We start from the raw sequence: 25,004 nt of genomic DNA, 5'->3' as shown, positions 1-25,004 counted from the left end.
GCGAAGAACCGGTACCACGGTGCGGGAGGCGGGCAGACCGGCGATTGTATCGACCGCGACCGGCGGGGTCGAATGAATTGGGCTGCCGGGCCCGCCCCTTTTCCACCCCCGGCCCACCCGTAGGGGACGGCGTTCGACCGGAGACCTGTGCGAAGCCCACGGGGATTCCGCCCGCGGGCCGATGCCTTTGCGGAACGGGAGAAGGACCATGGACTACATGAGCACCGTCAGTCTGAACCCACACGGCACCGGCCCCGCGCACGGTGCGACCGCGGCCACCGGTCACCCGCCCACCCACCACGTCGGCGATGCCGTGCGCGCCGTCAAGGTCTTCGCACGCGCCGCGTTCGGCGTGGCCGTCCTCGGCGAGTACGCGGAGGAGGCGGGCGTCCTCCGCCGCGACCACCGAGAACGGCACGACCACCGAGAACAGCACGACCACCGAGCACGCCGCGCCCACTGAGAACAGCGCGCCCACCGAGTACGCCGCGAAAACCGATTACGGCGCGAACTCGGCGGCTGACCGGGCGGGACCGCTCGGTTCAGTTGTCCGTCAGCAACTCGTCCGCGTCCACGATCCGGTACGCGTACCCCTGCTCGGCCAGGAACCGCTGGCGGTGCGCCGCGAAGTCCTGGTCGATCGTGTCGCGGGCGACCACCGAGTAGAACCGGGCCTCGTGCCCGTCCGCCTTCGGCCGCAGCACCCGGCCGAGCCGCTGTGCCTCCTCCTGCCGCGAGCCGAATGTGCCCGACACCTGAATGGCGACGGTCGCCTCCGGCAGGTCGATCGAGAAGTTCGCGACCTTCGACACAACAAGGACGTTGAGCTCGCCCTCACGGAACGCGTCGAAGAGCTTCTCGCGCTGCACGTTGCTCGTCTCGCCCTTGATGACCGGGGCGCCCAGATGCTCACCCAGCTCGTCGAGCTGGTCGATGTACTGCCCGATGACGAGAGTCTGCTCGCCCCGGTGCTTGCGCACCAGCGCCTCCGTCACCTTCCGCTTCGTCGCGGTCGTCGCGCAGAACCGGTACTTCTCCTCCGCCTCGGCGGTCGCGTACGCCAGCCGCTCCGAGTCCGTCAGATTGACCCGCACCTCGACACAGTCGGCGGGCGCGATGTAGCCCTGCGCCTCGATCTCCTTCCACGGAGCGTCGAACCGCTTGGGACCGATCAACGAGAAGACGTCCGACTCGCGCCCGTCCTCGCGCACCAGCGTCGCGGTAAGACCGAGCCGCCGCCGGGCCTGCAGGTCGGCGGTGAACTTGAAGACGGGGGCGGGCAGCAGATGCACCTCGTCGTAGATCACCAGACCCCAGTCGCGGGAGTCGAACAGCTCCAGGTGCGGGTAGATGCCCTTACGGCGGGTCGTCAGTACCTGGTAGGTGGCGATGGTGACCGGCCGGATCTCCTTGCGCGCACCGCTGTACTCGCCGATCTCGTCCTCGGTCAGCGAGGTCCGCTTCACCAGTTCGTGCTTCCACTGCCGGGCCGAGACGGTGTTCGTCACCAGAATCAGCGTGGTCGCCTTGGCCTCCGCCATCGCACCGGCCCCGACCAGCGTCTTGCCCGCACCGCACGGCAGTACGACCACCCCGGAGCCGCCGTGCCAGAACCCTTCGACGGCCTGCTTCTGGTACGGACGCAGCGCCCAGCCGTCCTCGGCCAGCTCGATCGGGTGGGCTTCGCCGTCCACGTACCCGGCAAGGTCCTCGGCGGGCCAGCCCAGCTTCAGCAGCGTCTGCTTGATCTGCCCGCGCTCGGACGGGTGCACCGCCACGGTGTCCGGGTCGATCCGCGCCCCGACCAGCGGCTGGACCTTCTTCGACCGGAGGATCTCCTCCAGCACCGGCCGGTCGGTGGAGGTCAGCACCAGCCCGTGGACCGGGTTCTTGGAGAGCGTGAGGCGGCCGTACCGGGCCATCGTCTCGGCGATGTCGACGAGCAGCGCGTGCGGCACCGGGTAGCGGGAGTACTGCACGAGGGCGTCGACGACCTGCTCGGCGTCGTGCCCGGCGGCGCGCGCGTTCCACAGTCCGAGCGGCGTCAGCCGGTAGGTGTGGATGTGCTCGGGCGCACGCTCCAGCTCCGCGAACGGGGCGATCGCACGACGGCAGGCGTCGGCCTGCTCGTGGTCGACTTCCAGGAGCAGTGTCTTGTCGCTCTGGACGATGAGGGGTCCGGTCACGCGTCTCGGCCCTTTCTGCGGGGGTGGCCGCCCGTGCGGCCAAACGTCCAGTGTGCCGCATGCGGGGCAGGTGGTGCGTCGGTGTCGGCCGGCGGGACGTCCGGCCGTCCGCCCGCCGCGGGGGCGGGAAACGTGTCATGGTCCGTGCGTGACCGATGCCACTGCCGGGGCAACGACCCCGGAACGAACCGCTTCCGCGCGTCCGGACGACCGCATACCGTCCGTACTGCGCTTCTGCACCGAACTCGTCGCCTGGGTGGCCACCCCCTGGGTGCTGGCCGGCCACTCATGGCTGCTCGCCGCGCTGTCGCTGGTGGTGCTGATCGGCCTGCCGGCCGTTCTGGCCACCCCGGGCGACAAGAACAGTGTGCTCGTCGCCGTGCCGGGCTGGGCCACGATCCTGATGGTGCTGGCCGAACTGGGCGCTGCCGTCGTCTCGTCGTGGCTGCTGTGGCCGGTGTGGGCGGCCGTTCCGGTGACGCTGCTCGCGGCGGCCGCCGTGGTCACCGAGCAGCCGCGCTGGCGGTGGCTCCAGGAGCTCGGCGAGCCGGGGCACCTTGGTGAAGCGGCCGGTGTGGTAGCTGCTGGCGACCGCTCCGCCACGCGCAGTTCGCACGAAAGCCGTTCCGCTCCCTCGGGGCGTCGGTGCCCCCGGTCTTGAGGTGACCGGCGCCGCCACACCTCGCGGCCGGGGGCGGCACTGACCTCCAGCACCGGGGCGGCGTTGGCTGGCTGCGGGCCCAGCCCGCAAGCACGCGCCTTATATCCATGCGTGCGACTGATGCTCTGAATATGACATATATGGCATGTATGGCATTTGGTGCTGGCGGGAATTCCTTTGTTGAACCCTCGGCTGGGAGGGCTCAGACAGGCGAGAGGAGCGCATCATGATCGCCAAGCTGCTCGGCAAGCTGTCCTTCACCCGCCACTACGGTGCGTACGGGGAACACGACTGGGGTGCGTAAGGCGGCGACGACCGGGTCTGACCGCACTGCCGGCGGGAGCCCCCGGGCGCCCGTCGGCCAGCTACGCTGCCGACGATTTCGGCCCGGACAGGTACGAGAGTCAGGGGGCGATCCCATGGGCCGAATGTATGAGCCGCCGCGGTTGCCCGAAGGCAGCTTCGCGGCCTGGAGCCGCGACCGGCTGGCACTGGCGCGCCGTGGCGCTGCCGAGTGCGGGGACGTCTGGCAACTGGAGCCGGGTGTCTACGTAGCCGCTACGGCTGGGCCGTGTGAAGCAGTCCTGCGCCGCGCGCAGGACTTCCCCAAGCCGCCCTCGCCTCTCTTCCCGCCGTTGAAGCGGTCGAGCGGAGCACCGACGCCTGAGGAGCGTGCGCACGCTCACGCCGCCCGCATGCGCGGACTACGCCCGCAGGCGGTTGCAGCCCGGATCGGTGAAATCGCGCCCAGGGCCGCTCGATTTGCTGACCAGTGGCCCACGGGCCAGGACTTCGAGATTCTGCCCCCGGTCCGGCATGCCCTGGCAGAGATCGGCGTGCGCTACCTCTTCTCCGAAGATGCTCCCACCCTGCTGCCCTTTGCCTCACAGCTCTTCCTGGCCCGGGAGGCGCTCGTACGCCCCTCGCGCTGGGTATGGCCGCGCTGGGTCCCCACACCGGTACGGCGGTTCCGCACACGGCAGCAACTCGCCTTCATCAACGCTTTGCGGCCCATCGTCCGCCGACGCCGTTCATCGGGCCGGCTCGGTGACGACGTGCTGGGACAGATGCTCCGGCCCTCCTCCCGCTATGGCCTACTGCCGGAAGAGGCCATCCTCGACCCTCTCCCCGGAATCACCCTCGCCACCTTCGAGACACCTTCCCGGGCAGCCGGATGGATTCTGCTCCACCTGGCCCGGTACCCCCAGGCAGCGGGCCGCGTCGCGGCCGAAGCAGCTTTGCTGCCCGCGGACCCGGCCGCGACGACCAGCACCCACCTCGACAGCCTGCAATACACCCAGGCACTGGTACGCGAGGTGCTCCGACTGCACCCCCCGAGCTGGCTACTGACCCGGCGCGCCACGCGGCAGACTCAGCTCGCCGACTACACCATCGACGCCGGGTCCACCGTTCTCGTCTGCCCCTACACCGCCCACCGCGACGCACGGGAATACCCCGAGCCGGACCAGTTCCGGCCCGAGCGCTGGCTCGATGATTCGGGCTCGCCGGCGAAACCCGGGGTCTTCCTCTCCTTCGGTACCGGGCCGCATGGCTGCGAGGGAGCCGCTCTGGCCATGGCGATGCTGACGCTCCTGACTGCGCAGACCGCCCGCCGCTACCACTTGAGCGAGCCGCCCGGACCGGAACCCAGCTACCAGGTCACCACCTTCGAAGGTCTCGCAACTGTCGGCCTGCGCCTGCGTGCCACCTTGCGCAGCTGAGGGCAGTCCCCGTCAGCCCGGACGGTGGCGCGGAAGCTGTGGCGGCCCAGGCAGTTGAGGTTCGCGTGCTTCCTCCCGGTACCCGCAGACATCCCGGATCTCCCACGCGTGCTCATACCGGTTCTGGCGCCGCGCCCCGTACACGGCGAACTCGCCCGCCTCGATAGCAAGCTGCTCGGCGGCGAACCGGACCACCACATCCGGGACCACGGACAAGTCCTCGGTGGGGAAGCCGCCCAGCATCCGCACGCAGCCCCACTGCACCGCCCACCCCAGCCGGTTCGCCGACGCACGCTTCGCCCGCGCAGCCGTCAGCGCCTGCGTATCCAGACGGAAGAACTGCTCCAGCTCCCCGGGCGTCGGCGCGGCAGCGAACCGGCCGTAGCGGGAGACCTGGTCATCAGAGAGAAAATCGACTGGCATGAACCGGAACGTAGTGCGGCTGAACAGCGGAAACAGGGCGAGTCATCGAACCGGAATCAAGATCGAGCAGTTGTCGCTACTGGTCGTTCCGATCCTCCCCAGGGGCCTCTAAGGGCTGTCAGGCGTCTTCGGAGTCGGCCAGTTCCGCGACGCCCGTGACCCGGTGCAGCGGGTACGTACGGATCTCGTCCGCCGTGTGGTCGTACGCCGTCACGAAGCCGCCCTCGACCCGCACCGGCGCGATGACGCGCTGGCTGGCAGCGCCGTCCGCATTGACGTAGCCGATCCAGAGCGCCGAGCCCGTCATGGCCGCCGCCTGCACGGTCGCGAGAGTCTCGGCGGAGGTCGTACGAGGCAGTGAACCGGCCGGGGCCGCGGGTTCCGGGGAGGTGTCCTTGCGGACGACGGTGGCGGCCGTGTCCCCGGCGCGGATCGCCCGTACCGCCGCGCCCAGCAGCGTTCCGTCGGGGAGCGGCGGGCCCTCGGGGACCGGCACGGGGGGTGTACGGGGAGGAGTGCGGCGGGTGCCCGCTCGGGTGATCAGGACATCGCCCTCGGCGGACTCGGCGGCGGGCGCGTACCCCATCTCGCGCAGCCCTTCGAGCAGGGACGCCGGGTCGATCTGGGCGGCCAGCGCCGTCGGGGCGAGGCGGCGCAGGCGCAGGGTGGCCGAGCGTTTGTCGGCGAGGATCTCGCCCAGCACGGCCTCGTCGTCGCAGCGCACGTACGCCGACGCGGTGCCGATCCGCAGATGGCCGTGGCGGCGGGCGACGTCGTCGATGAGATAGCTGAGCGGCTGCGGGACCGGCGTACGGCTGTGCGTGGCGAGGAACGCGTGCAGATCGGCCGCGGACTGTCCGGCGTCCAGCGCGCGGCGTACGGAGCCGGGCGTGAACCGGTAGACGGTCGCGCCGCCCTTCGACTCGATGTCCGCGAGGACGGACAGCGTGTCCGCGAGGGGGCGCTCCAGCGGGCCGGGCGCGACGGCCGTCAGGTCGGCCTGCAGCAGGACGTGACCGAGAGGCTCCGGGATGAGCGGGGCGAGCAGCGCGGCCGCCTCGGCGGGCCCGGAGTCGAGCAGGGCGCGGGACTGGGAGGAGAGTGCGCCGCGGCCGGTGATGCCGAGGAGTTCGGACTCGTTCAGTGTCCACAGGGCGATCCGGGACCGGAGGTCGGTGGTGTCCCCGGCGGACGCGGAGGCGCCGCGCAGCGGCCGTTCCCAGCGGAGCCGGGCGAGCAGTGTCTCCGGGTCCGGGGCGGTGCCGGGGGGCAGGGAGGCGAGCAGGGCCAGGATGCGGTGGCGTACCTCGAATGCGGCCGAGCGGTCCAGTTCGGGGCCGAGCGCGGACAGGGCCCGGCCCTTGGCGTCCTGGCCGCCGACCAGACCGGCGGTGCGGGTGGCGGAGAGCCAGGCGGTCGCGAGGCGCACCCAGCGGTCCTGGGTGGGGAGTTCGGTCCAGTCGTCGTATGCGGGCGTCGGCGCGTACCGCTCGTCGGCCTCGCCGTCGGAGGCCAGCAGCCCGGCCGCGTAGGCGAGTTCGAGCCAGAACGCGGCGATCGGCTCGGACACGTCGAGGACGGACGCCGTCCGCTTCAGCTCGCGGACGCTGAGGCCGCCGGCCCGGAGCATGGCGGGGCCGCCGCCGTTCCAGCTCGTCAGGAGTTCCTCGACGGTGGACACCGCCAGGCACGCCTGGCCTGCGGCCGCACTGTCCACAGACTGGGGATCGCGGGTCGCGGCCGCCACGACGGCGGGCGGCAGCGGCTCCGGTACGCGGTGGGCGCGCCCGGCCCGCAGATGCAGCGCCGCCTCGCGCGGCAGGACGACGGTGCGCGTCGACACGGGCAGCAACAGCCCGCGGTCGCGCAGCCACTTCACGGGCGGGGTCGGGTTCGGGGTCACTTCCCCGTACGGCGGACCCCACACCAGCCGGTCCAGTACGGCGAGCGCCTCCATCGGCGCGGTGTCCAGCAGCTCGCCCATCCTGGTCCGGTCGGTGAACAGCGCGGCCAGCGCGGCCACGGCGGAGACCGGGTCGTGTGTGGCGGGCAGCCCGGCCGCCGCCAGGATCTCCTGCAGCCGGCCCGGCGACATGCCGGCCGTGGCCTCGGCGACGGTCGGCCCGAGACCGGTGGGGGAGGGGTGCTGCGGGGACGGGGCGAGAAGTTCGCGCGCGGTACGGACCAGCCGCAGCCGGTCGTCCTCGCCCCAGACCAGGGCCTGTTCGCGCAAGGTCGCGAGGGCTCCGGGCGCCGCGTCCCGGATTGCCGCACCCGAGTCGTCGCGCTGCGCGCCGTCGTCCTGGCCGTCGCCCGTGAGGAGGGCGAGAAGGGTGTCGTACGAGGCCGGGTCGGGTGCGACCGCGAGCGCCTCCGCGGTCTGCAGGGCGAACCGGTCGAGGTGCTCCAGTGCGCGCACGACAGAGGCACGGGTGCCGGCTCTCGTCGCCAGCTGGGTGATGTCGTTCGGCACGGGAGACAGGAGGTCGGGACGGGCACGCAGCAGCCCGGCCAGCGACTCGTCGTCCCGGGCGCGCAGCGCTTCGGCGAGCGTCCGCGGTGGTGTGGTCATCCCCATCCGTCCCACGGTAGTCGCTCCGGACAGGCCCGAGGGCGCTACCGTCGGTGCGGGGCGGCCGGAGGGGAACCGAGGGGAACCATCACGTGGGGATCGAGAGCGATCAGCTCGTCTACGACTATCTGAGCCGGGTCGGCGACCTGGCCCAGCAGCAACAGCTGTCCTCGGGTGCCCGGATGCGGCTCGTGGCGGCACTGCGCACCGAGATCGACCGGCAGCGCGGAAGCCAAGGCACGGACACGCCGGCGGCGGTTCGTCGCATCATCGGGAAGCTCGGCACACCGGACGAACTGGTGGCCGTGGCGGCGAGGTCGGGGGACGGGACCGTGATGCTGCCGGGGACGGCGGCGGGCGGGGAACCCGGCGATCCGGAGCCGCGGGGGGTCCCACGGCCGCGGAGAGGAACCTTCCGGAAAGAGACTTTGCGCAAGGGCGCGTCGGAGGGGAGCCCGGGGGCCGGTGGGGTGCCTGGGGCGCGTGAAGCGCCTGAGGATTCTGGGGCCTCCGCGGCTTCTGCTGCTTCGAGGGGGGACGGGCCGTCGCCGCCGCACATGGCGGGGACGGATGAGCTCGGAGCGTCCGGGAGCGAACCCGACTGGTGGCGTATCGAGCCGGGGCCGTTCGGGGACGGGGTGCGGGTGCCGGGGTTCACCGGCGGGGTGGAGATCCCGGACCTTCTGAAACCGCCGTCGCCCACGGAGGAAGCGGAAGCGGCTGCCGAGGGCGAGACGGAGGGCCACGAGAACGGTTCCGGTGAGGACGGCGGGCGCGAGGGCGCGCGGGGGCGGTGGCGGCCGCGGATCCGGCGGCGTGCGCCACGGGAAAGGGCGGGGTTCCGGTTCGGTCACCCGCTGCTGCTGCTCGCCGCCGGGTTGCTGGTCACCGGTGCGGTGACGGGATCCCTGCTGGTGCTCGCGGGCGGCTGGCTGATCGCGTACAGCTCGCGCACGCTCTCCCGTGCGGAGGCGAAGCTGGCTGCGATGGGACTGCCCGGAGCGGCCGTGGCGGGCGGCCTGGTCTGGCTGTGGGGGCGGATGGACGGGCGCTGGGGCGAGCCCATCCCGGAGGACGGGATGGGGGACGCGCTGAGCGGGGTGTGGCCGGTGGTGGTGCGGGCGGCTGCGGTGGCGTCGGCGGTGTTCCTGGTGCGGCGGGCGGGGAAGCGGGCTGGGTAGGCGGGGGTGGGGCGCGGTGCCCCGGTCCGGCGCGGGGGTTCCGTCCTCAAGCGCCGGACGGGCTGGATGTGCGGGCTTGCCGCGTTCGGCGGGTTCGGGCCCACGGGGGTGGGCGGTTCCGTCCTCAAGCGCCGGACGGGCTTGATGTGTGCGTCTGCTTCCTGGTGGTGCCGTCGCCTTGTCGGGTGGGGTGGTCCGGGGCCCCTCCGGGGCGTCTCCTCGGGCAACGAACGTTCGGCGGGTACGCGAGGAAGCCCGGGTCTTTGTTCGTCGCCCTGCGGGGACTCCCCTGCACGGCCCCGGACCGGCCGTCCCGCGTCCGCGGTCCGGTGTGCCCTCCTGTCACGACCACCGGGCGCGGGCGCGAGTGATGCCTGGGTGGGGCCGTGCAGGGGAGTCCCCGCAGGGACTGGCGCACGTGCCGGGTTCGCTCGCGTTGCCGGCTTCCGCGCCAGTTCTGAGGAGACACCCCGGAGGGGCCCCACCCACCCCGCCACCGGGCAGGCGGCCCGCACCCACGGGGGCACGGTGCCGGAAATCAAGCCCGTCCGGCGATTGAGGACGGAACCCCGCACCCCGGACCAGCAGCGTCCAGCCGATCGGCGCGACCTCGTTCCGGCCGCGGCCGTTCAGTGAGCCCGCCATCCAGATCTGGTCCTGCTGGGCGACCGGATAGTCGCCCTTCGTCAGGAACAGTGTGGTGACGGACCGCGGCGCGATGGCGAAGCCGATGCCGGAAGGAGGCCGTGACCTCGGCACAATGGGCGGCATGGCTCCACACCCCCTGACGGTCGGCTTCGACCTCGACATGACGCTCATCGACTCCCGGCCGGGCATCAAGGCCACCTACCGGGCGCTGTCCGCCGAGACGGGGATGCCGATCGATCTCGACCTGGTCGTCAGCAGGCTCGGACCGCCCGTGGAGCACGAGCTCGCGAACTGGTACCCGGCGCACGCCGTGGCCGCCGCGGCCGACCGATACCGGGAGATCTATCCCGCGTACGCGATCACGCCGAGCCCCGCCCTGCCCGGCGCCCGGGAATCCGTCGCCGCGATCCGCGCGCGGGGCGGCCGGACGATCGTCGTCACCGCGAAGCACACGCCGAACGCCAGGCTCCACCTGGCACACGTGGGAATCGAACCCGACGAGGTCATAGGCAGCCTGTGGGCGGAGCGCAAGGGGGATGCGCTGCGCGAGCACGGCGCGCAGGTGTACGTCGGCGACCACACCGGGGACGTGCGCGGGGCCCGTACCGCCGATGCCCTGTCGGTCGGGGTCACGACGGGCCCGTGCGACGCGTATGAACTGCGGGAGGCGGGCGCGGACGTGGTCCTCCCGGACCTCACGCGATTCCCGGCGTGGCTGCGCACCTACCCGGAACCGGCGTAACCGGCGTAGCCGGCGTCCGGCCCCGTCAGCGCGCGGTCCGCTTGGGGGACCCCGCCCGTGCCGACCGCACCACGCCCGCCGCGGCGATCAGGAACCCCACGCCCATCAGCATGCACAAGGCATACGCGAAGGGCGGGAACGGGTCGGTCCCGAGGAACAGCGGAGCCACCGTGACCAGTGTGGCCAGTGCCCCGATGAAGAAAACGATCGCGCCGACGCGGACAAGCCGGTCACCTGCGCCAGAGGGAGGAGTACTCACCCAGCCAGGGTAGTTCCCGCCCCGGAGCAACCGTCCCTTCACCCGGAGTGCGCCGTTTCTGGACAGAGTCCGGATGACCAGGCTTGACGGGGGGTACTGCACCTGTGGAGGCTTCTGCCAGCAGGGGAGCACGACCACTGGACGGCCTGACCTGCTGAGGCTTGGTTCCGGCTTATGGGTTGAGATGGGGTGCGTGCTTTGCCGACTGGCAAGGTCAAATGGTTCAACAGCGAGAAGGGCTTCGGCTTCCTTTCCCGCGACGACGGTGGCGACGTGTTCGTGCACTCGTCGGTGCTCCCTGCCGGAGTCGACGCACTCAAGCCCGGCCAGCGCGTCGAATTCGGTGTCGTCGCAGGTCAGCGCGGAGACCAGGCGCTCTCGGTGGCGATCCTCGACCCGACCCCGTCCGTCGCCGCCGCCCAGCGCCGCAAGCCGGACGAGCTCGCATCGATCGTGCAGGACCTGACGACCCTGCTGGAGAACATCACGCCGATGCTGGAGCGGGGCCGCTACCCCGACAAGGCGGCAGGCAGGCAGATCGGCGGCCTGCTGCGCGCGGTCGCCGACCAGCTCGACGTATAGGCCCGCCCGTATCCCGTTGCGACCGGACTCAGGCGAACGACAGCGCGTCGCGGCCGAGGGGCGGCACCAGCCCCTCGGCCGCCGCGCGCGTGAGCAGCCCACGGATCGCCGCGTAGCCTTCCTCGCCGAGGTCGGCGGTGAACTCGTTCACGTACAGCCCGATGTGCTGGTCGGCGACGGCCGGGTCCATCTCCTGGGCGTGCTCCAGCACATACGGCCGTGACATCTCCGGGTCGTCCCAGGCCATCCGTACCGACGTGCGGATCGACTCGGCCAGCAGCTTCAGCGTCTCCGCGCCCAGTGACCGCTTCGCGATGATCGCGCCGAGCGGGATCGGCAGCCCGGTCGTCGCCTCCCAGTGCTCGCCCATGTCGGCGAGGCTGTGCAGCCCGTAGTTCCGGTACGTGAAGCGCGCCTCGTGGATGACGAGACCGGCGTCCACCTTGCCGTCCCGCACGGCGGGCATGATCTCGTCGAACGGCATGACGACGATCTCGCCGACATCGCCCGGCACGACATCCGCCGCCCAGAGCCGGAACAGCAGATACGCGGTGGAGCGCTCGCTCGGAACGGCGACGGTCTTCCCCGTCAGATCCGTACCCGGCTCCTTCGTCAGGACGAGCGGCCCGCAGCCGCGGCCCAGCGCACCGCCGCAGGGCAGCAGGGCGTACTCCTCCAGGACCCAGGGCAGCACCGCGTACGACACCTTCAGCACGTCCAGTTCGCCGCGCTCGGCCATGCCGTTCGTGATGTCGATGTCGGCGAAGGTGACATCGAGGGCGGGCGCGCCGGGGACCCTGCCGTGCGCCCAGGCGTCGAAGACGAAGGTGTCGTTCGGGCACGGCGAGAAGGCGATCTTCACAGCGGTGCCGGGCTTCGCGGTGCCCTCAGTCGAGTCGGTCATGGTGGGTCCAACCTTCCAGTACGGGGGTGAGCTTCCCGAACGCGCCGGTGAGTGCGGCCAGCGCGTCGCCGATGCGCCAGGCGTCCCGGTCGCGCGGGCCGACGGCATTCGACACGGCCCGGATCTCCAGCACCGGTACGCGCAGCCGGTCGGCTGCCTCGGCGACCCCGAAGCCCTCCATGGCCTCGGCGACGGCGTCCGGATGTGCGCCGCGGAGGGCGGCGGCGCGGGCGGCGCTGCCGGTCACGGTGGAGACGGTGAGGATGTCGCCGGTGACCGCTCCGGTCGCGGCGGCCACGTCCCGTACCAGGGCCGGCGGCGGCTCGAACCGTTCCCGGCCGAAGCCCAGGGCGGTGACGGGCACGAACCCGTCGGGGGTCTCCGCGCCCAGATCGGCGGCGACGATCGCGCTCGCCACGACGAGGGAGCCGACCGGGGCGCCGGGCGCGAACCCGCCGCCGATCCCGGCCGAGACGACGAGGTCGTACGGCCCGGAGGCAAGCCCGAACGCGGCGGCGGCGGCCGCGGACGCCGGACCGGCGCCGCCCGCGAGAACATCGACACCACCGGCGCGGTGCAGCTCGGCGCCCGGCGCCCGGACCACCTCCGGTCCGTCCCTGAACGCACGCGTGACCGCGTCCCGTTCCACCGGGACAGCGGTCACGACGAGCACACGCACGGGGACGGTCCTCCCGGGTCGGGAGGGGGTCAGCTGGTCTTCACGAAGGTGAAGTGCCAGATGCCCGTGAGCTTCTTGCCCGTGGTCTCCACGATGCTGATCTGCGTCTTGTTCGTGGTCCCGCCGGTCTGGCTGGAGAAGAAGGCGCTGCCCGGGATGGACCGGTAGGTCTTCTTGTACGGCTCCTGCTCGGCCTGCTGGCCGTTGATGAAGAGGGTCCAGCCGTTGTCCGCGATCTTCGGGTCGACGCCGAAGCGGACCTTGTCGTCCATCGCGACCTTGACGGTGTGCTCCGCCTTCTTGTTGTTGAGGCAGCCCTGGATCAGCGACTCCTTGATGGCATTGCCGTCGTTGTAGCAGGTTGCCTCGGCACTCACCGAGGTGTCGCCGACCGTCACGGTGGCGAGCGGCGTCGGCTTTTCGCAGGCGGACAGGACAAGAAGTCCCGCGGACACGGCACCAAGAGCGACGCCGATTCGACGGCCCTTACCGGAGAAGAACGCAACGGTCATGGGCCGAAGGCTATCGGTCGCTCCCGCTCACGCCACGCGGGGGTGCGGCGAGCCGCGCCGAGCCGCACCCAGCAGACCCCGTACGGAGGCTGCCGCACCGAGGGCGAGGATCCCCGCGGCGACCGACATTCCGAGTACGCCGTTGAGGGGGAGGACGATGCCGATACCGCCGCCGACCACCCAGGCCATCTGGAGCAGTGTCTCGGACCGGGCGAACGCCGACGCGCGGACCTCCTCGGGCACGTCGCGCTGGATCATCGCGTCCAGCGACAGCTTGGACAGTGCCTGGGTGAAACCCGCCACCGCGCCGAGCGCGGCGACCATCACGGTGGAGAAGAAGACCGCGGCGAGGACGGCGACACCGAGCGCCAGCCCCAGCACCGAGGCGATGATCACCTCCGGGCCGCGGGCCCGGAGCCAGGAGCCCATCGCCGTGCCGAGGGCATTGCCGACCCCGGCCGCGACACCGACGATGCCGAGCGAGACGGCCGCGCTCTGCCCGGCGAGCGGGTGCACCCGCAGCAGGAACGCCAGGAAGAAGATCAGGAAGCCGGAGAGCGCGCGGTGCGCGGCGTTGGCCTGGAGCCCGTGCAGGACGGACGGCCCGACGGTCCGCAGCCCCGGCCGCTTCTCCTTCTCCCCGCTGGTCCTGGCCCTGCCCTTCTTACCGTTGGCCCCGGAGGGCCTGGTGCGGACGGTGGGCTGATGGCTGTGCGGCTCGACCAGCTGGGCGCGGCGTTCGCCCTTCGCGGAGTCGACCTTGTGGGGCAGCGTGAACGCGAGAACGGTGCCGCAGGTGAAGATCAGACACGCGCCGTAGAGCGGCCAGGGCGCCCCGATGGTCTGTAGCCCGGCCCCGATCGGCGCCGCCACGCCCGTGGCCAGAAGCCCGGCCAGGGTGACCCGGGAATTGGCCTTCACCAGGGAGAAACGGGGTGGCAGCAGGCGTGGCACGACCGCGCTGCGTACGACCCCGTACGCCTTCGAGGCGACCAGCACGCCCAGTGCCGCCGGATATAATTCCAGACCGCCCGTGGCGACCGCGCCCGACATCGTCAGCGCGAGCACGGCCCGCGCCAGCATGGCGGCCGCCATCGCGGCGCGGCGACCGTGCGGCAGGCGGTCCAGGAGCGGGCCGATGACGGGGGCGAGGAGTGTGAAGGGCGCCATCGTGATGGCGAGATAGAGGGCGACGCGTCCTCGGGCCTCGTCCGTCGGTACGGAGAAGAACACCGTCGACGCGAGCGCGACCGTGATCATCACGTCGCCCGCGCCGTTCACGGCATGCAGCTCGATCAGTTTGCCGAGTCCGGATTCGCCGGCGCCGTGGGCGTGCGTCGCCTTGCGGATGCCTTTCGCGGTGCCGGTGAACGGCGTGTGCAGGGCATGACCGATCGTCCGGCCCGTCCTGCGGAGCGGGCCGGACCCGTCGTGCGACCTGGCGGAAGCCACTTCGTCATAGTGCCCCAGCCACTGCGGTAACGAACCGAGAACGGTACGGGGCGCGGGGTTCGCCGCCCTGTCGGGTCAGTGACAACCCTGCCGACAGGGCATTCCTCCGACCGCCGGACCCGGATACGGCAGTGGATACGCCGTTGTTTGGGGCGGGCAGGTGGGCGGGGAGCTGCGGAGAGGGTAGCGTGCGTAGCGCGCCCCCGGCGGTTGTTCTTGGCCGCGCGCCTCTCGGCGATCCCGCAGAATGGATAGCAGAAGGGCGCGCCCGAGGCAGGCACAACGGGTGCGGACGTCGACGCGGCCCTCAGGTCCGCTCCGCCCGCAACCGTCATGGCCGAAATCGATGGATCTGCTGGCGCACTCGTGAGACGGCGTATGGAGAGAAGCGAGACCTGTGAGTGCTGCTACGACGCGAAGCCGTACTGCCCGTACCCCTGCCCCCGACCGTCTGTGCGCCGAGGCGGTAGACCTCGCGCGCGCGGCGGCGGAGGAAGTGGCCGCGCCGGGGGAGGTCGGTGAGCACGTGGGCCTGGTCGCGGAGGGGGACCGGGTCGTGACGCACTACTTCGAGTGCAAGGAACCCGGCTACAAGGGCTGGCGCTGGGCGGCGACGGTCGCCAGGGCCTCCCGCGCCAAGGTCGTCACGCTCGACGAGGCGGTCCTGCTGCCGGGGACCGACGCGCTGCTCGCTCCCGAGTGGGTGCCATGGAGCGAGCGGCTGCGGCCCGGTGACATGGGACCCGGTGATCTGCTGCCGACGGAGGCGGAGGATCTGCGTCTGGAGCCGGGGTACAGCGGCGAGGACGAGCCGCCGCCGAACTCGGTGGCCTCCGAGATGTCGGAGGAGATGGCCGACCTCGTCGACGCGGAGGACGCGGAACTCACGACGCGCCCGGAGGCGACGAGGCGCGGCTCGATCGCCGCGCTCGCGGAAGAGCTCGGCATGCGGCGGGCACGGGTGCTGTCCCGGTACGGGCTGCATACCGCGGCCGACCGCTGGGAAGAGGGGTTCGGCCCGAAGACGCCGATGGCTCAGGCGGCACCGGCATCCTGTGTCACCTGCGCCTTCCTGGTGCCGCTGGCGGGTTCGCTGCGGCAGGCCTTCGGCGTGTGCGCGAACGAGTTCGGCCCGGCGGACGGTCATGTGGTCTCCCTGTCGTACGGCTGCGGTGGGCACTCGGAGGCAGCGGTGATGCCGAAGCCGCCGAAGCCGGCGCCGCACGCGCTGGACACGATGCAGGTGGACGAGTACCCGCTGCGCCCGGCGCGGGACAGCGGATCGGTCCCGGTGGAACCGGATGCGCCGTCGGAGGACCTGGGCCACTCCTGACGCTCCTGGCCGCTGGGGGGTCCGGGTTTGCGGTACCCGGGGGTCGCGCGCTGCGGTGCGGCCCCGGGGCTCCCGGTGAGCGCTTTCTCCTCAATCGCCGGGCGGGCTCGGTGTGGGTCCGGGGCGGGTTTTGGGTGCGGCCGGGTGGTCGTGTTGTCCTCAAGCGCCGGACGGGCTGGATGTGGCCGGGGTGCGTTCGTGGGTCGGTCGGGGTGCTTTTCCCGGGCGCCGTGCGGGCTCGGTGTGGGTCCGGGGCGGGTTTCGGGTGCGGCCGGGTGGTCGTGTTGTCCTCAAGCGCCGGACGGGCTGGATGTGGCCGGGGTGCGTTCTTGGGTCGGTCGGGGTGCTTTTCCCGGGCGCCATGCGGGCTCGGTGTGTGTGGGTCCTGTGCGGGTTTCGGGTGCGGCCCGGTGGCCGTGAGTCCTCAATCGCCGGGCGGGCTGGATGTGGCCGGGGGCGTTCTTCGGGGGCGGAATCAAGCCCGGTCCGGCGACTGAGGACAAGGCGTCGACGACTCGCCGGGTTCGCGGCCTTCGTGGGCACTTTCAGCTCGCCGAGGAGGTCCACCGTGCCTTGAGAGGGGACGTGACCCGACGGGCGGTGCCGCGACGGGGGCATTTCGAGCCTGTTCGGCGATGGAGGACAAGGGCGGCGCCCCACCGCCGCGCCACGCAGGATTGCCGGTCGCGGTACCTTCGGGCGCACACTGGCGGCACGGGTGTACGCGCACGCAGGCGCACGCACACCCCCGCCGCACACGGGTAACGCGTCACCGGACAGAGCGGAGTCAGAGCGTGAGCATGAATGCGACCGAGGGGGCCGATCCGTTCGGGACGGCACGGCTACGGCGCGGCGTGCTCGACGCCTGGGGTGCCGGTCCGGCCCGGTTCCGGGAGGACGCCAACGCCGAGGAGGACCTCGCGCTCGGCGGCTACCGCGACCGCCTCGTCGTCGAGCTCGCCCAGAACGCCGCCGATGCGGCCGCCCGCGCCGGCGTCCCCGGCCGCCTCCGTCTCACCCTTCACCCCGCCTCGGACACCGGACCCGCAGTCCTCGCCGCCGCCAACACCGGCGCCCCCCTCGACGCCACCGGCGTCGAATCGCTCAGCACGCTCCGCGCCTCCGCCAAGCGCGAGGGTCACGAGTCCGCCGTCGGCAGGTTCGGCGTCGGGTTCGCCGCCGTCCTCGCGGTCAGTGACGAGCCCGCCGTCGTCGGCCGGCACGGCGGCGTCCGCTGGTCCCTCGCCGAGGCCCGTGACCTCGCCCGCGAGGCCGTCGTCGGCAGCCCGGGCCTCGGTGACGAACTCCGCCGCCGCGACGGCCACGTACCGCTGCTGCGTCTTCCGCTGCCCGCCGAGGGCACCGCACCGGACGGGTATGACACCGTCGTCGTCCTGCCGCTGCGCGACGGCGTCGCCGAGGACCTCGTCGGACGGCTGCTCGCCGCCGTCGACGACGCGCTCCTCCTGACGCTCGCCGGTCTCGAAGAGATCGTCATCGACACCCCCGAGGACCTGCGGACGCTGCGCCGCTCCCAGCACGGCCCGTACACACACATCGACGACTCCGCATACGGCATGAACCGCTGGCGCACCGTCGCCCAGCACGGGCCGATCGAACCGGCCCTGCTCGCCGACCGCCCGCTGGAGGAACGGCTGCGCCCGCACTGGTCGGTGACCTGGGCGGTGCCCGTGGACGTAGAAGGGGCGCCGGTGTACCCGCGTACCGCCCCCGTGGTCCACGCGCCGACCCCCACCGACGAGCCCCTCGGCGTCCCCGCCCTGCTCATCGCTTCGCTGCCGCTCGACACCACCCGCCGCCACCCCGCGCCCGGCCCGCTCACCGACTTCCTGGTGCAGCGCGCGGCCGACGCGTACGCCGAACTGCTCGCCGACTGGCATCCGGTGTCCATCGCCACTCTCGACCTCGTGCCCGGCCCGCTCGGCAAGGGCCAACTGGACGGTGCCGTGCGCGGCGCGATCCTGGAGCGGCTGGCGCGCGTCGCGTTCCTGGAGCCCGCCGCCCCGCGCGACGCCGCCGCCGAACCCGAGCAGTGGGACGCCTGGGACGCCGGGGCGGAGAACGTCCGCGTGGCCACCACCGCGCTGCGGCCGATCGAGGCAGAGGTCGTGGAGGGGGTGGGCGCCGAGACCGTTCAGGTGCTTGCCGAGGTACTGCCGTGCCTGCTGCCCGCGGGACTTGAGCGCCGGAGCGAACTGCGTACCCTCGGCGTCGCCCGGGTCGCGCTGGCCGAGGCGATCGACCGGCTCGCCGGTCTGGAGCGCGAACCCGCCTGGTGGCGGCGGCTGTACGACAGCCTGTCCGGAATCGACCCCGACCGGCTCTCCGGACTCCCGGTCCCCCTGGCCGGAGAGGTGGAGAACGCGGTGGGCGCCCCGGACACCGCACCACCCCGCACCGCCATCGGCCCCCGTCAGGTTCTGCTGCCGCTCCCCGATGCCCTCACCGGCCCGGTCCTGGGCCGGCTGGCCCGGCTCGGGCTGAAGGTCGCGCATCCGGATGCCGCCCATCCGCTCCTGGAGAAGCTGGGCGCCCTGCCCGCCACCCCGCGCGCGGTGCTGACGACCCCGCAGGTGCGTGCGGCCGTCGCCGGTTCGCTGGACGCCGGCGAGGTGTGGGACGAGGACGCGCTGGACGCGGAGGAGCTCGCGGACACCGTCCTCACGCTCGTCCGGGACGCCGACCTGGCGCCCGGCGACGAACCCTGGCTCGGTGCGCTCGCCCTCCTCGACGAGGACGGCGAGCCCGCACCTGCCGGTGAACTCGTGCTGCCGGGAAGCCCGTTCGCGAGCATCATGCGCGAGGGTGAACTCGCGCTCTGCGATGAGGAGCTGACGGACCGCTGGGGTGAGCAGCCGCTGACCGCCTGCGGGGTGCTGGCCACCTTCGCGCTCGTCCGGGCCACCGATGTCGTCCTCGACCCCGACGAACTGGAGCCACGCGAAGGTGACTTCGCCGAACCCGACGACGCGGGACTGCTCGACGCCGTCGACGTGTGGTGCGAGGACATTCTCGACCAGCTGCAATTGAGTCTGCCGCCGCGCAGCGGTGACGATGACGGGTGGTGGTCGGGCGACGGGCGGGCCCCCGTGCCGCCCGTCGCCACCGAACTCGTCGCCGTCCGCGACCTCGACCTCGTCGACGACGACGCCTGGCCCCAGGCGCTCGCCCTGCTCTCCCGGCCTCCGCTGCGCGACGCGCTGACCCAGCCGGTGCGGGTGCTGCTCCCGGACGGCACGACCCAATCCGTGCGCCCGTACACCGCCTGGTGGCTGCGCGACCACCCGGTGCTCGACGGCCGCCGCCCGGCGGGACTGCGGGCTGCGGGCGGCGACCCGCGGCTGTCCGGACTGTACGACTCCGCCGACGCGACCGGCTTCGGCGACGTCCAGGTGCTGCACGCCCTCGGCGTACGGACCTCCGTTGCCGCGCTCCTCGACGAGCCGGGCGGTGCGGCGGAACTCCTCGGCCGGCTCGCGGACGAGGACCGCCCGGTCGGCTCCGTACAACTCCACGAGCTGTACACGGCCCTGGCCGATCTCGACCCGGAACAGGTCACGCTGCCCGACGAACTGCGGGCCGTGGTCGACGGCGAGGTACGCGTCGTCGACGCGGCCGACGCGGTGATCCCGGACGCCCCCGACCTGCTGCCGCTGACGGGCAGTCTGCCGCTCCTGCCGGTGGCCCCGGCGCGCGCCGCGGAACTGGCCGAGCTGTTCCAGGTGCGGCGGCTCTGCGAGACCGTCGAGGCGGAGGTGACGACGGACGGCGAGGAGCACCAGGTGCCGGAGTCGGTACGGATCCTGCTCGGCGCCGGGACCCCGGACACGTACGTCGAACACGGCGAACTCCGCGCGGGCGGCGTCGAGCTGGACTGGCGCCGCACCCCGGACGGGACCGTCCACGCCTCGACGCTGGAGGGTGTCGCGGCGGGTCTGGCCTGGGCGGCGGGTCAGTGGCCACGCCGTTTCGAGGTCGCTGCGCTGCTGCAGGACCCGTCGCGCACGGAGGAGTTGGCGCGCGACCGCTGGTTCGACTGACACGGCGGAGGGGCGGAACGCGTCAATACCCGGGCAGCGTCACGTATTCGCAAAATATCCCCACGGGCCGCACAACCGTTCACCCGTTCCACTGGTCTTGTCTGTGAAGCCACCAGGCTTCACAGACGACCTTGGGCCCGGGAACGGATGACCTCCGCGGGTCCCTTCTCCACATTGGGGAACGAAACATGCGTATTCGCGCCACTGTGGCCGCCGTAACCGGCGCCCTGGCTCTCTCCGCCCTCGTCGTTCCGTCTGCGGCTCAGGCCGATGACGCGCACCGCTCCACGGTCCTCGATGCCGCGCGCGCCGCTCAGGCCGCGTCCGGCGCGCAGTCCGGTGCGAAGTCCGGCGCGCGCTCCGTTGCCGCTGCCGGGACCGCCGGTGTCCCGCTTAACCTGACCTTCTCCAAGTTCACCGTGAACGGCGGCAAGCCGATCGTCGTGGGTACCAGCGCCACGAAGACCGTGGCGACCACGTACACCGTGACGCACGCCGCCGACGTGAACATCTTCGGCTCCGACTTCGCGCTCGACGTCGCGCTCTACCGCGGTTCGTTCGACGCGCCGACGAACGAGCTCTACGGCGCCAAGCCCCCCACCTGCACGGCCGTCTCCTCGACGGTCGCCACCTGCAAGGGGCAGATCTCCATCTCGCCGTACTACGACCTCATCGGCAACGCGGACGCCACGACGTGGAAGGCGGTGGGCTTCGCCGTCGACTTCAACGGCCAGGACCCGAGCAACCCCGACCCCACCCAGATCGACTACGCGCTGCAGGACGGCCTGGGTACCACCAAGCTCCAGCGCTTCTCGAAGCTGACGGTCAACGCTTCTCCGGAGCCCGTGACGAAGGGCAGGACCATCACGGTCACCGGGAAGCTCTCCCGCGCGAACTGGGACGACCTGGCCTACCACGGCTACTCGACCCAGTCGGTGAAGCTCCAGTTCCGCAAGAAGACCAGCTCCACCTACACCACGCTGAAGACGATCAAGTCGAGCAGCACCGGCGCCCTGAAGACCACGGCCACGGCCTCGGTCGACGGCTACTGGCGCTACAGCTTCGCCGGTACGTCCACCACCCCGGCCGTCACCACCGCGGGTGACTACGTCGACGTGCGGTAGTTCCACGCCCGATTCCAGGCGTAGTTCCACACGAGCAGCGGGATCTCCGGGAGGGGGTCCCGCTTCTCGTACCCCCATCCTGTGCGTCCCCGTCCGGCCCGCCGGTTCCGCGGACGCACTTGACCCATCGGGTCCCGCCGCGGCCGGAGCCACCACGCCACCTGCCCGACGGACCCCTTTCTCCACCGGAGAAAACATGCGCATACGTGCCACTGTCGCCGCTGCGTCCGGCGCCCTGGTCCTGTCCGCCCTCGCCGTCCCGGCCGCGCACGCGGCAACGGCGGATCCCGTCATCTCCAAGGTCAGCGTCAACGGCGGCAAGAACACCGTCCTGGGCACGACGGCGGCGAAGACCATCACCGTGTCGGTCACCGCCTCGCACGCCTCCGGCATAGCCGACGGCTGGGTGATCCTGTGGCACGGGAAGAACCCCGACGAGGGCATGGACGGCGCACTGCTGCCGAACGAGGAGGAAGCGACCTGCAAGGCCGCGAGCGCCACCACCTCCACCTGCTCGTACACCATCACGATCGACCCGAGGGTCGATCTGCCGAAGAACGCACTGGCCGGCTCCTGGCACATCCTCGCCGGCGCGGAGGCCAAGGACGGCTCCAGCACGTCCTACGACTCCTACGCCACGGCGAAGATCCAGCGGCTGTCGAAGCTGACGGTCAACGCCTCCCCGGAGCCCGTCAAGAAGGGCAGGACCATCACGGTCACCGGGAAGCTGTCGCGCGCCAACTGGGAGACGCACACCTACGCGGGCTACACCGGCCAGGCGGTCAAGCTCCAGTTCCGCAAGAAGACCAGCTCCACGTACACCACGGTGAAGACGATCAAGACGAACAGCACCGGCAACCTGAAGACCACGGTCACCGCCTCGGTCGACGGCTACTGGCGCTACAGCTTCGCCGGCACGTCCACCACCCCGGCCGTCACCACCGCCGGTGACTTCGTCGACGTGCAGTAACGGCTACACCGGGAAGCGGCGGCTGACCAGTCGCCAGGTGAACTCCAGGGCAGCCGCCGCCACCACCGCTATCCCCACCGCCGTCCACGGGATGACCGCGCCCACCAGCTTCAGCGCGAAGAAGTTCTGCAGCCACGGCACCATCAGCACGACCAGGAACGCCGCCCCCATCGACGCGACCAGGACGATGCGCCACCACGTGTACGGGCGGGCGATGATCGCGAGCACCCACATCGAGACCAGGAACAGCGTGAGCGTCGCCGCGCTGGTCTCCGCGCCCAGCGCTCTCGTACCCGTGTAGTAGTGCCGGGCGACCAGGTACGTCACGAAGGTGGCGATGCCCGCGATGACGCCGGACGGCACCGAGTACCGCATGACTCTGCGGACGAAGTGCGGCCGGGCCCGCTCCTTGTTCGGGGCGAGGGCCAGGAAGAACGCCGGGACGCCGATCGTCAGCGTCGACAGCAGGGTCAGATGCCGGGGCAGGAACGGGTACTCGACCTGGAAGCAGACCACCAGGATCGCCAGCAGCACCGAATAGACGGTCTTCGTCAGGAACAGGGTCGCGACCCGGGTGATGTTGCCGATCACCCGGCGGCCCTCCGCGACCACCGACGGCAGCGTCGCGAAGCTGTTGTTCAGCAGGACGATCTGGGCCACGGCGCGTGTCGCCTCGGAGCCCGAACCCATCGACACTCCGATGTCGGCGTCCTTCAGCGCCAGCACGTCGTTGACCCCGTCGCCCGTCATCGCGACCGTGTGGCCGCGGGACTGGAGGGCGGCGACCATCTCACGCTTCTGCTGCGGGGTGACCCGGCCGAAGACCGCGTTCTCCTCCATGGCCGTGGCCATCTCGTCCGGGTCCGCGGGCAGCCGGCGCGCGTCCAGCGTGTGCTCGGCGCCCGGCAGGCCGAGCTTGCCCGCGACCGCGCCGACCGAGACGGCGTTGTCCCCGGAGATGACCTTCGTGGCGACCCGCTGGTCGGCGAAGTAGCGCAGCGTGTCCCCGGCGTCCGGCCGCAGCCGCTGCTCCAGCACGATCAGCGCGGTCGGTACGGCCCCGTGGGCGATCTCCGGCCCCTCCAGCTCGCCCACGGCGCGCGCCAGCAGCAGCACCCGCAGCCCCTGCTCGTTGAGCTGCTCGATCTCGCCGAGCGCCGGGTCCTGGTCCGGGAGGAGCACATCGGGTGCGCCGAGCAGCCAGGTCGACGACCGCCCGTCGGCCTCGACGAACGCGGCGCCGCTGTACTTGCGTGCCGAGGAGAACGGCAGCGCCTCCGTGCACCGCCATGCCTCGCCGTTCGGGGACGGGTACGCGTCGATGATCGCCTGCAGGCTTGCGTTGGGCCGCGGATCGGATGTGCCGAGGGCGCGCAGCACCTGGCGTATGTACGGGTCGTCCGCGCCGTTCAGCGCCCGCACCTCGGTGACATCCATCCCGCCCTCGGTGAGCGTGCCGGTCTTGTCCAGGCAGACGACGTCGACCCGGGCCAGACCCTCGATGGCGGGCAGCTCCTGCACGAGGCACTGCTTGCGGCCGAGCCGTACGACACCGATCGCGAAGGCGACCGAGGTGAGCAGGACCAGGCCCTCGGGGATCATCGGTACGATGCCGCCCACGGTGCGGGCGATCGAGTCCTTGACGTTGGTGTTCTTGACGACGAGCTGGCTGATGATGAGGCCGATCGCGGTCGGCACCATCATCCAGGTGACGTACTTGAGGATCGTGCTGATGCCGCTGCGCAGCTCGGACTGGACGAGCGTGAAGCGGGACGCCTCCTCGGCGAGCTGCGCGGCGTAGGCCTCGCGGCCGACTTTGGTGGCGGAGAACGCGCCGCCGCCCGCGACGACGAAGCTGCCGGACATCACCGGGTCGCCTGCCTGCTTCAGTACGGGGTCGGCCTCGCCGGTGAGCAGAGACTCGTCGATCTCCAGGTTGTCGGCCTCGGCCACCGCGCCGTCGACCACGACCTTGTCGCCGGGCCCGAGTTCGACGAGATCGCCGAGGACGATCTCGGAGGTGGAGATCTCGGCCGCGACCCCGTCGCGCCGGACCGTGGGTTTCGCCTCGCCGATGACCGCGAGACTGTCCAGGGTCTTCTTGGCGCGCCACTCCTGGACGATGCCGATGCCTGTGTTGGCGATGATCACGAAGCCGAAGAGGCTGTCCTGGATCGGCGCGACGAACAGCATGATCAGCCAGAGCACGCCGATGATCAGGTTGAACCGGGTGAAGACGTTGGCGCTGACGATCTCGCGGACGGAGCGGGACGAGCGGACGGGTACGTCGTTGACCTCGCCGCGGGCGATCCGCTCGGCCACCTCGGCCGCGGTCAGCCCGCTCGTGCGGACGGCCGTGGCAGGGAGCTTCATCGGGTGGACCGGGTCGAGCTCGGAACCGGCGTCGATCATGGCCGGCCGGGGCCGGCCGGGTGTGTGCTCCCCGGAGGAGCGGAGTGCCCGCAGCGTCATGGTTCCGACGGTACGGGTGGAACGTCCGGTTCACCCGTCGGGGGGTCGAAGATCAGACCGGGGGAGGAGCGGAATGGTCCTCGGGTGGTACGGAAGTCAGGGCCGACCCTGACGTTCTTCGGTGGCGCCGGACGCGCCGGCCGGTCCGGCCCCGGCGGCCGCCCGCTTGATCGCCGCGTCGCGCCCCCGCACGTACCAGATACCGATCAGTCCGAGCCCGGCACCGGCCAGACACGTCCAGATCCACCACGTGTGACCGTGCTCGTCGAACCAGCCGTAGAACGGCAGCTGCACGAGGAAGAGGACGAACCAGAGGAGCGTGCCGCCGGTGATGGTGGCGACGACGGGCCCTTCCAGGGGCTCGGGTGCCTCGTGTGTCGGTGTCCACTTCGCCATGGGCTCAGTCTATGCGGCCCGTATGTAAGACCGGCCGGCACATGGGGGGCGGCGTCACGGGGCTGGGCACGCACATCTGCGGCGTTGTCGTCAGTCAACAACTCCCCCATAGCCTCAAAGGCATGG

The 25,004-nt window shown here is 71.7% G+C and carries 19 protein-coding genes and 2 pseudogenes; 10 read left to right on the top strand and 11 right to left on the bottom strand.

The annotated features are described in order from the left end of the window. Positions 1–217: 217 nt before the first annotated feature. A pseudogene (locus OH809_RS19025) lies at positions 218–400 on the top strand (hypothetical protein); the annotation flags it as partial. 142 nt (positions 401–542) lie between these two features. On the opposite strand, the gene OH809_RS19020 reads toward OH809_RS19025, so the two are convergent. Next, the gene (locus OH809_RS19020) at positions 543–2,186 is read right to left on the bottom strand and encodes a DNA repair helicase XPB (protein ID WP_406421280.1); all 1,644 of its coding nucleotides are present in this window, start codon (positions 2,184–2,186) and stop codon (positions 543–545) included. Positions 2,187–2,334: 148 nt separating this feature from the next. Between OH809_RS19020 and OH809_RS19015 the strand changes: the two genes are divergently transcribed. Together OH809_RS19015 and OH809_RS19010 are read left to right on the top strand one after the other, a co-directional pair. After that, the gene (locus OH809_RS19015; protein ID WP_406421281.1) at positions 2,335–2,847 is read left to right on the top strand and encodes a hypothetical protein; all 513 of its coding nucleotides are present in this window, start codon (positions 2,335–2,337) and stop codon (positions 2,845–2,847) included. Between the two features lie 419 nt (positions 2,848–3,266). Next, a complete protein-coding gene (locus OH809_RS19010; RefSeq protein WP_406515380.1) occupies positions 3,267–4,568 on the top strand; it encodes a cytochrome P450 in 1,302 nt (433 codons plus the stop codon). Between the two features lie 12 nt (positions 4,569–4,580). Here the strand turns inward: OH809_RS19010 and OH809_RS19005 are convergent, their stop codons facing one another. Further along, positions 4,581–4,991 carry a DUF4158 domain-containing protein gene (locus OH809_RS19005; protein ID WP_406421283.1) on the bottom strand — a complete coding sequence of 137 codons (411 nt, stop codon included), beginning with the start codon at positions 4,989–4,991 and terminating at the stop codon, positions 4,581–4,583. A 118-nt stretch (positions 4,992–5,109) separates the two neighbouring features. Further along, the gene (locus tag OH809_RS19000) at positions 5,110–7,569 is read right to left on the bottom strand and encodes a helicase C-terminal domain-containing protein (RefSeq protein WP_406515379.1); all 2,460 of its coding nucleotides are present in this window, start codon (positions 7,567–7,569) and stop codon (positions 5,110–5,112) included. A gap of 86 nt (positions 7,570–7,655) precedes the next feature. Between OH809_RS19000 and OH809_RS18995 the strand changes: the two genes are divergently transcribed. After that, positions 7,656–8,744: a hypothetical protein gene (locus OH809_RS18995; protein ID WP_406421285.1), complete on the top strand. Its 1,089-nt coding sequence runs from the start codon at positions 7,656–7,658 to the stop codon at positions 8,742–8,744. Between the two features lie 579 nt (positions 8,745–9,323). On the opposite strand, the pseudogene OH809_RS18990 reads toward OH809_RS18995, so the two are convergent. Then, positions 9,324–9,479, bottom strand: a pseudogene (locus OH809_RS18990) (iron ABC transporter permease); the annotation flags it as partial. 25 nt (positions 9,480–9,504) lie between these two features. Here OH809_RS18990 and OH809_RS18985 point away from each other — a divergent pair. Next, entirely contained in the window at positions 9,505–10,134 is a 630-nt protein-coding gene (locus tag OH809_RS18985; protein WP_406421286.1) for an HAD family hydrolase, read from the top strand. Positions 10,135–10,159: 25 nt separating this feature from the next. Here OH809_RS18985 and OH809_RS18980 read toward each other — a convergent pair whose 3' ends face one another. Further along, the gene (locus OH809_RS18980) at positions 10,160–10,393 is read right to left on the bottom strand and encodes a hypothetical protein (protein WP_406421287.1); all 234 of its coding nucleotides are present in this window, start codon (positions 10,391–10,393) and stop codon (positions 10,160–10,162) included. A 198-nt stretch (positions 10,394–10,591) separates the two neighbouring features. Here OH809_RS18980 and OH809_RS18975 point away from each other — a divergent pair, with 198 nt between their 5' ends. Beyond that, the gene (locus OH809_RS18975; RefSeq protein ID WP_406421288.1) at positions 10,592–10,975 is read left to right on the top strand and encodes a cold-shock protein; all 384 of its coding nucleotides are present in this window, start codon (positions 10,592–10,594) and stop codon (positions 10,973–10,975) included. 28 nt (positions 10,976–11,003) lie between these two features. Here the strand turns inward: OH809_RS18975 and OH809_RS18970 are convergent, their stop codons facing one another. The 4 genes from OH809_RS18970 to OH809_RS18955 are packed head-to-tail and all read right to left on the bottom strand — an operon-like array spanning position 11,004 to position 14,522. Next, positions 11,004–11,879 carry a 1,4-dihydroxy-6-naphthoate synthase gene (locus OH809_RS18970; RefSeq protein WP_406421289.1) on the bottom strand — a complete coding sequence of 292 codons (876 nt, stop codon included), beginning with the start codon at positions 11,877–11,879 and terminating at the stop codon, positions 11,004–11,006. Continuing rightward, positions 11,863–12,558, bottom strand: a complete 696-nt coding sequence (locus OH809_RS18965; protein ID WP_406421290.1) for a futalosine hydrolase — start codon at positions 12,556–12,558, stop codon at positions 11,863–11,865. The genes OH809_RS18970 and OH809_RS18965 overlap by 17 nt, the downstream gene beginning before the upstream one ends. Positions 12,559–12,587: 29 nt before the next feature. Next, a complete protein-coding gene (locus tag OH809_RS18960) occupies positions 12,588–13,070 on the bottom strand; it encodes a DUF2771 domain-containing protein (protein ID WP_406421291.1) in 483 nt (160 codons plus the stop codon). Between the two features lie 27 nt (positions 13,071–13,097). Further along, entirely contained in the window at positions 13,098–14,522 is a 1,425-nt protein-coding gene (locus OH809_RS18955) for an MFS transporter (protein WP_406421292.1), read from the bottom strand. Positions 14,523–14,919: 397 nt separating this feature from the next. On the opposite strand from OH809_RS18955, the gene OH809_RS18950 reads away from it, so the two are divergent. The 4 genes from OH809_RS18950 (at position 14,920) to OH809_RS18935 (ending at position 22,010) form a co-directional block, all read left to right on the top strand. Continuing rightward, positions 14,920–15,855 (top strand): DUF3027 domain-containing protein, encoded by a 936-nt coding sequence (locus OH809_RS18950; RefSeq protein ID WP_406421293.1) that lies wholly within the window; start codon positions 14,920–14,922, stop codon positions 15,853–15,855. Between the two features lie 800 nt (positions 15,856–16,655). Then, positions 16,656–19,916, top strand: a complete 3,261-nt coding sequence (locus OH809_RS18945) for a sacsin N-terminal ATP-binding-like domain-containing protein (protein WP_406425111.1) — start codon at positions 16,656–16,658, stop codon at positions 19,914–19,916. Positions 19,917–20,104: 188 nt separating this feature from the next. Further along, entirely contained in the window at positions 20,105–21,040 is a 936-nt protein-coding gene (locus tag OH809_RS18940; RefSeq protein ID WP_406421294.1) for a hypothetical protein, read from the top strand. 196 nt (positions 21,041–21,236) lie between these two features. Further along, complete coding sequence (locus OH809_RS18935) at positions 21,237–22,010, top strand: DUF5707 domain-containing protein (protein WP_406421295.1); 774 nt, start codon at positions 21,237–21,239, stop codon at positions 22,008–22,010. 3 nt (positions 22,011–22,013) lie between these two features. Here the strand turns inward: OH809_RS18935 and OH809_RS18930 are convergent, their stop codons facing one another. Together OH809_RS18930 and OH809_RS18925 are read right to left on the bottom strand one after the other, a co-directional pair. After that, positions 22,014–24,482 (bottom strand): HAD-IC family P-type ATPase, encoded by a 2,469-nt coding sequence (locus OH809_RS18930; protein WP_406421296.1) that lies wholly within the window; start codon positions 24,480–24,482, stop codon positions 22,014–22,016. A 96-nt stretch (positions 24,483–24,578) separates the two neighbouring features. Then, positions 24,579–24,878: a DUF2530 domain-containing protein gene (locus tag OH809_RS18925; RefSeq protein WP_406421297.1), complete on the bottom strand. Its 300-nt coding sequence runs from the start codon at positions 24,876–24,878 to the stop codon at positions 24,579–24,581. Positions 24,879–25,004 lie beyond the last annotated feature (126 nt).

The organism is Streptomyces sp. NBC_00873, assembly GCF_045207415.1.
Classification (GTDB): domain Bacteria; phylum Actinomycetota; class Actinomycetes; order Streptomycetales; family Streptomycetaceae; genus Streptomyces.
This window is presented reverse-complemented; position numbering and strand designations above follow the sequence as displayed.

What these genes read in the sequence shown, in the direction of transcription:
- OH809_RS19010 (WP_406515380.1), top strand. Translation starts at nt 3,267, where the DNA reads ATGGGCCGAATGTATGAGCCGCCGCGGTTGCCCGAAGGCAGCTTCGCG.
- OH809_RS19005 (WP_406421283.1), bottom strand. Translation starts at nt 4,991, where the DNA reads ATGCCAGTCGATTTTCTCTCTGATGACCAGGTCTCCCGCTACGGCCGG.
- OH809_RS19000 (WP_406515379.1), bottom strand. Translation starts at nt 7,569, where the DNA reads ATGGGGATGACCACACCACCGCGGACGCTCGCCGAAGCGCTGCGCGCC.
- OH809_RS18985 (WP_406421286.1), top strand. Translation starts at nt 9,505, where the DNA reads ATGGGCGGCATGGCTCCACACCCCCTGACGGTCGGCTTCGACCTCGAC.
- OH809_RS18970 (WP_406421289.1), bottom strand. Translation starts at nt 11,879, where the DNA reads ATGACCGACTCGACTGAGGGCACCGCGAAGCCCGGCACCGCTGTGAAG.
- OH809_RS18960 (WP_406421291.1), bottom strand. Translation starts at nt 13,070, where the DNA reads ATGACCGTTGCGTTCTTCTCCGGTAAGGGCCGTCGAATCGGCGTCGCT.
- OH809_RS18945 (WP_406425111.1), top strand. Translation starts at nt 16,656, where the DNA reads ATGAATGCGACCGAGGGGGCCGATCCGTTCGGGACGGCACGGCTACGG.
- OH809_RS18940 (WP_406421294.1), top strand. Translation starts at nt 20,105, where the DNA reads ATGCGTATTCGCGCCACTGTGGCCGCCGTAACCGGCGCCCTGGCTCTC.
- OH809_RS18935 (WP_406421295.1), top strand. Translation starts at nt 21,237, where the DNA reads ATGCGCATACGTGCCACTGTCGCCGCTGCGTCCGGCGCCCTGGTCCTG.
- OH809_RS18930 (WP_406421296.1), bottom strand. Translation starts at nt 24,482, where the DNA reads ATGACGCTGCGGGCACTCCGCTCCTCCGGGGAGCACACACCCGGCCGG.
- OH809_RS18925 (WP_406421297.1), bottom strand. Translation starts at nt 24,878, where the DNA reads ATGGCGAAGTGGACACCGACACACGAGGCACCCGAGCCCCTGGAAGGG.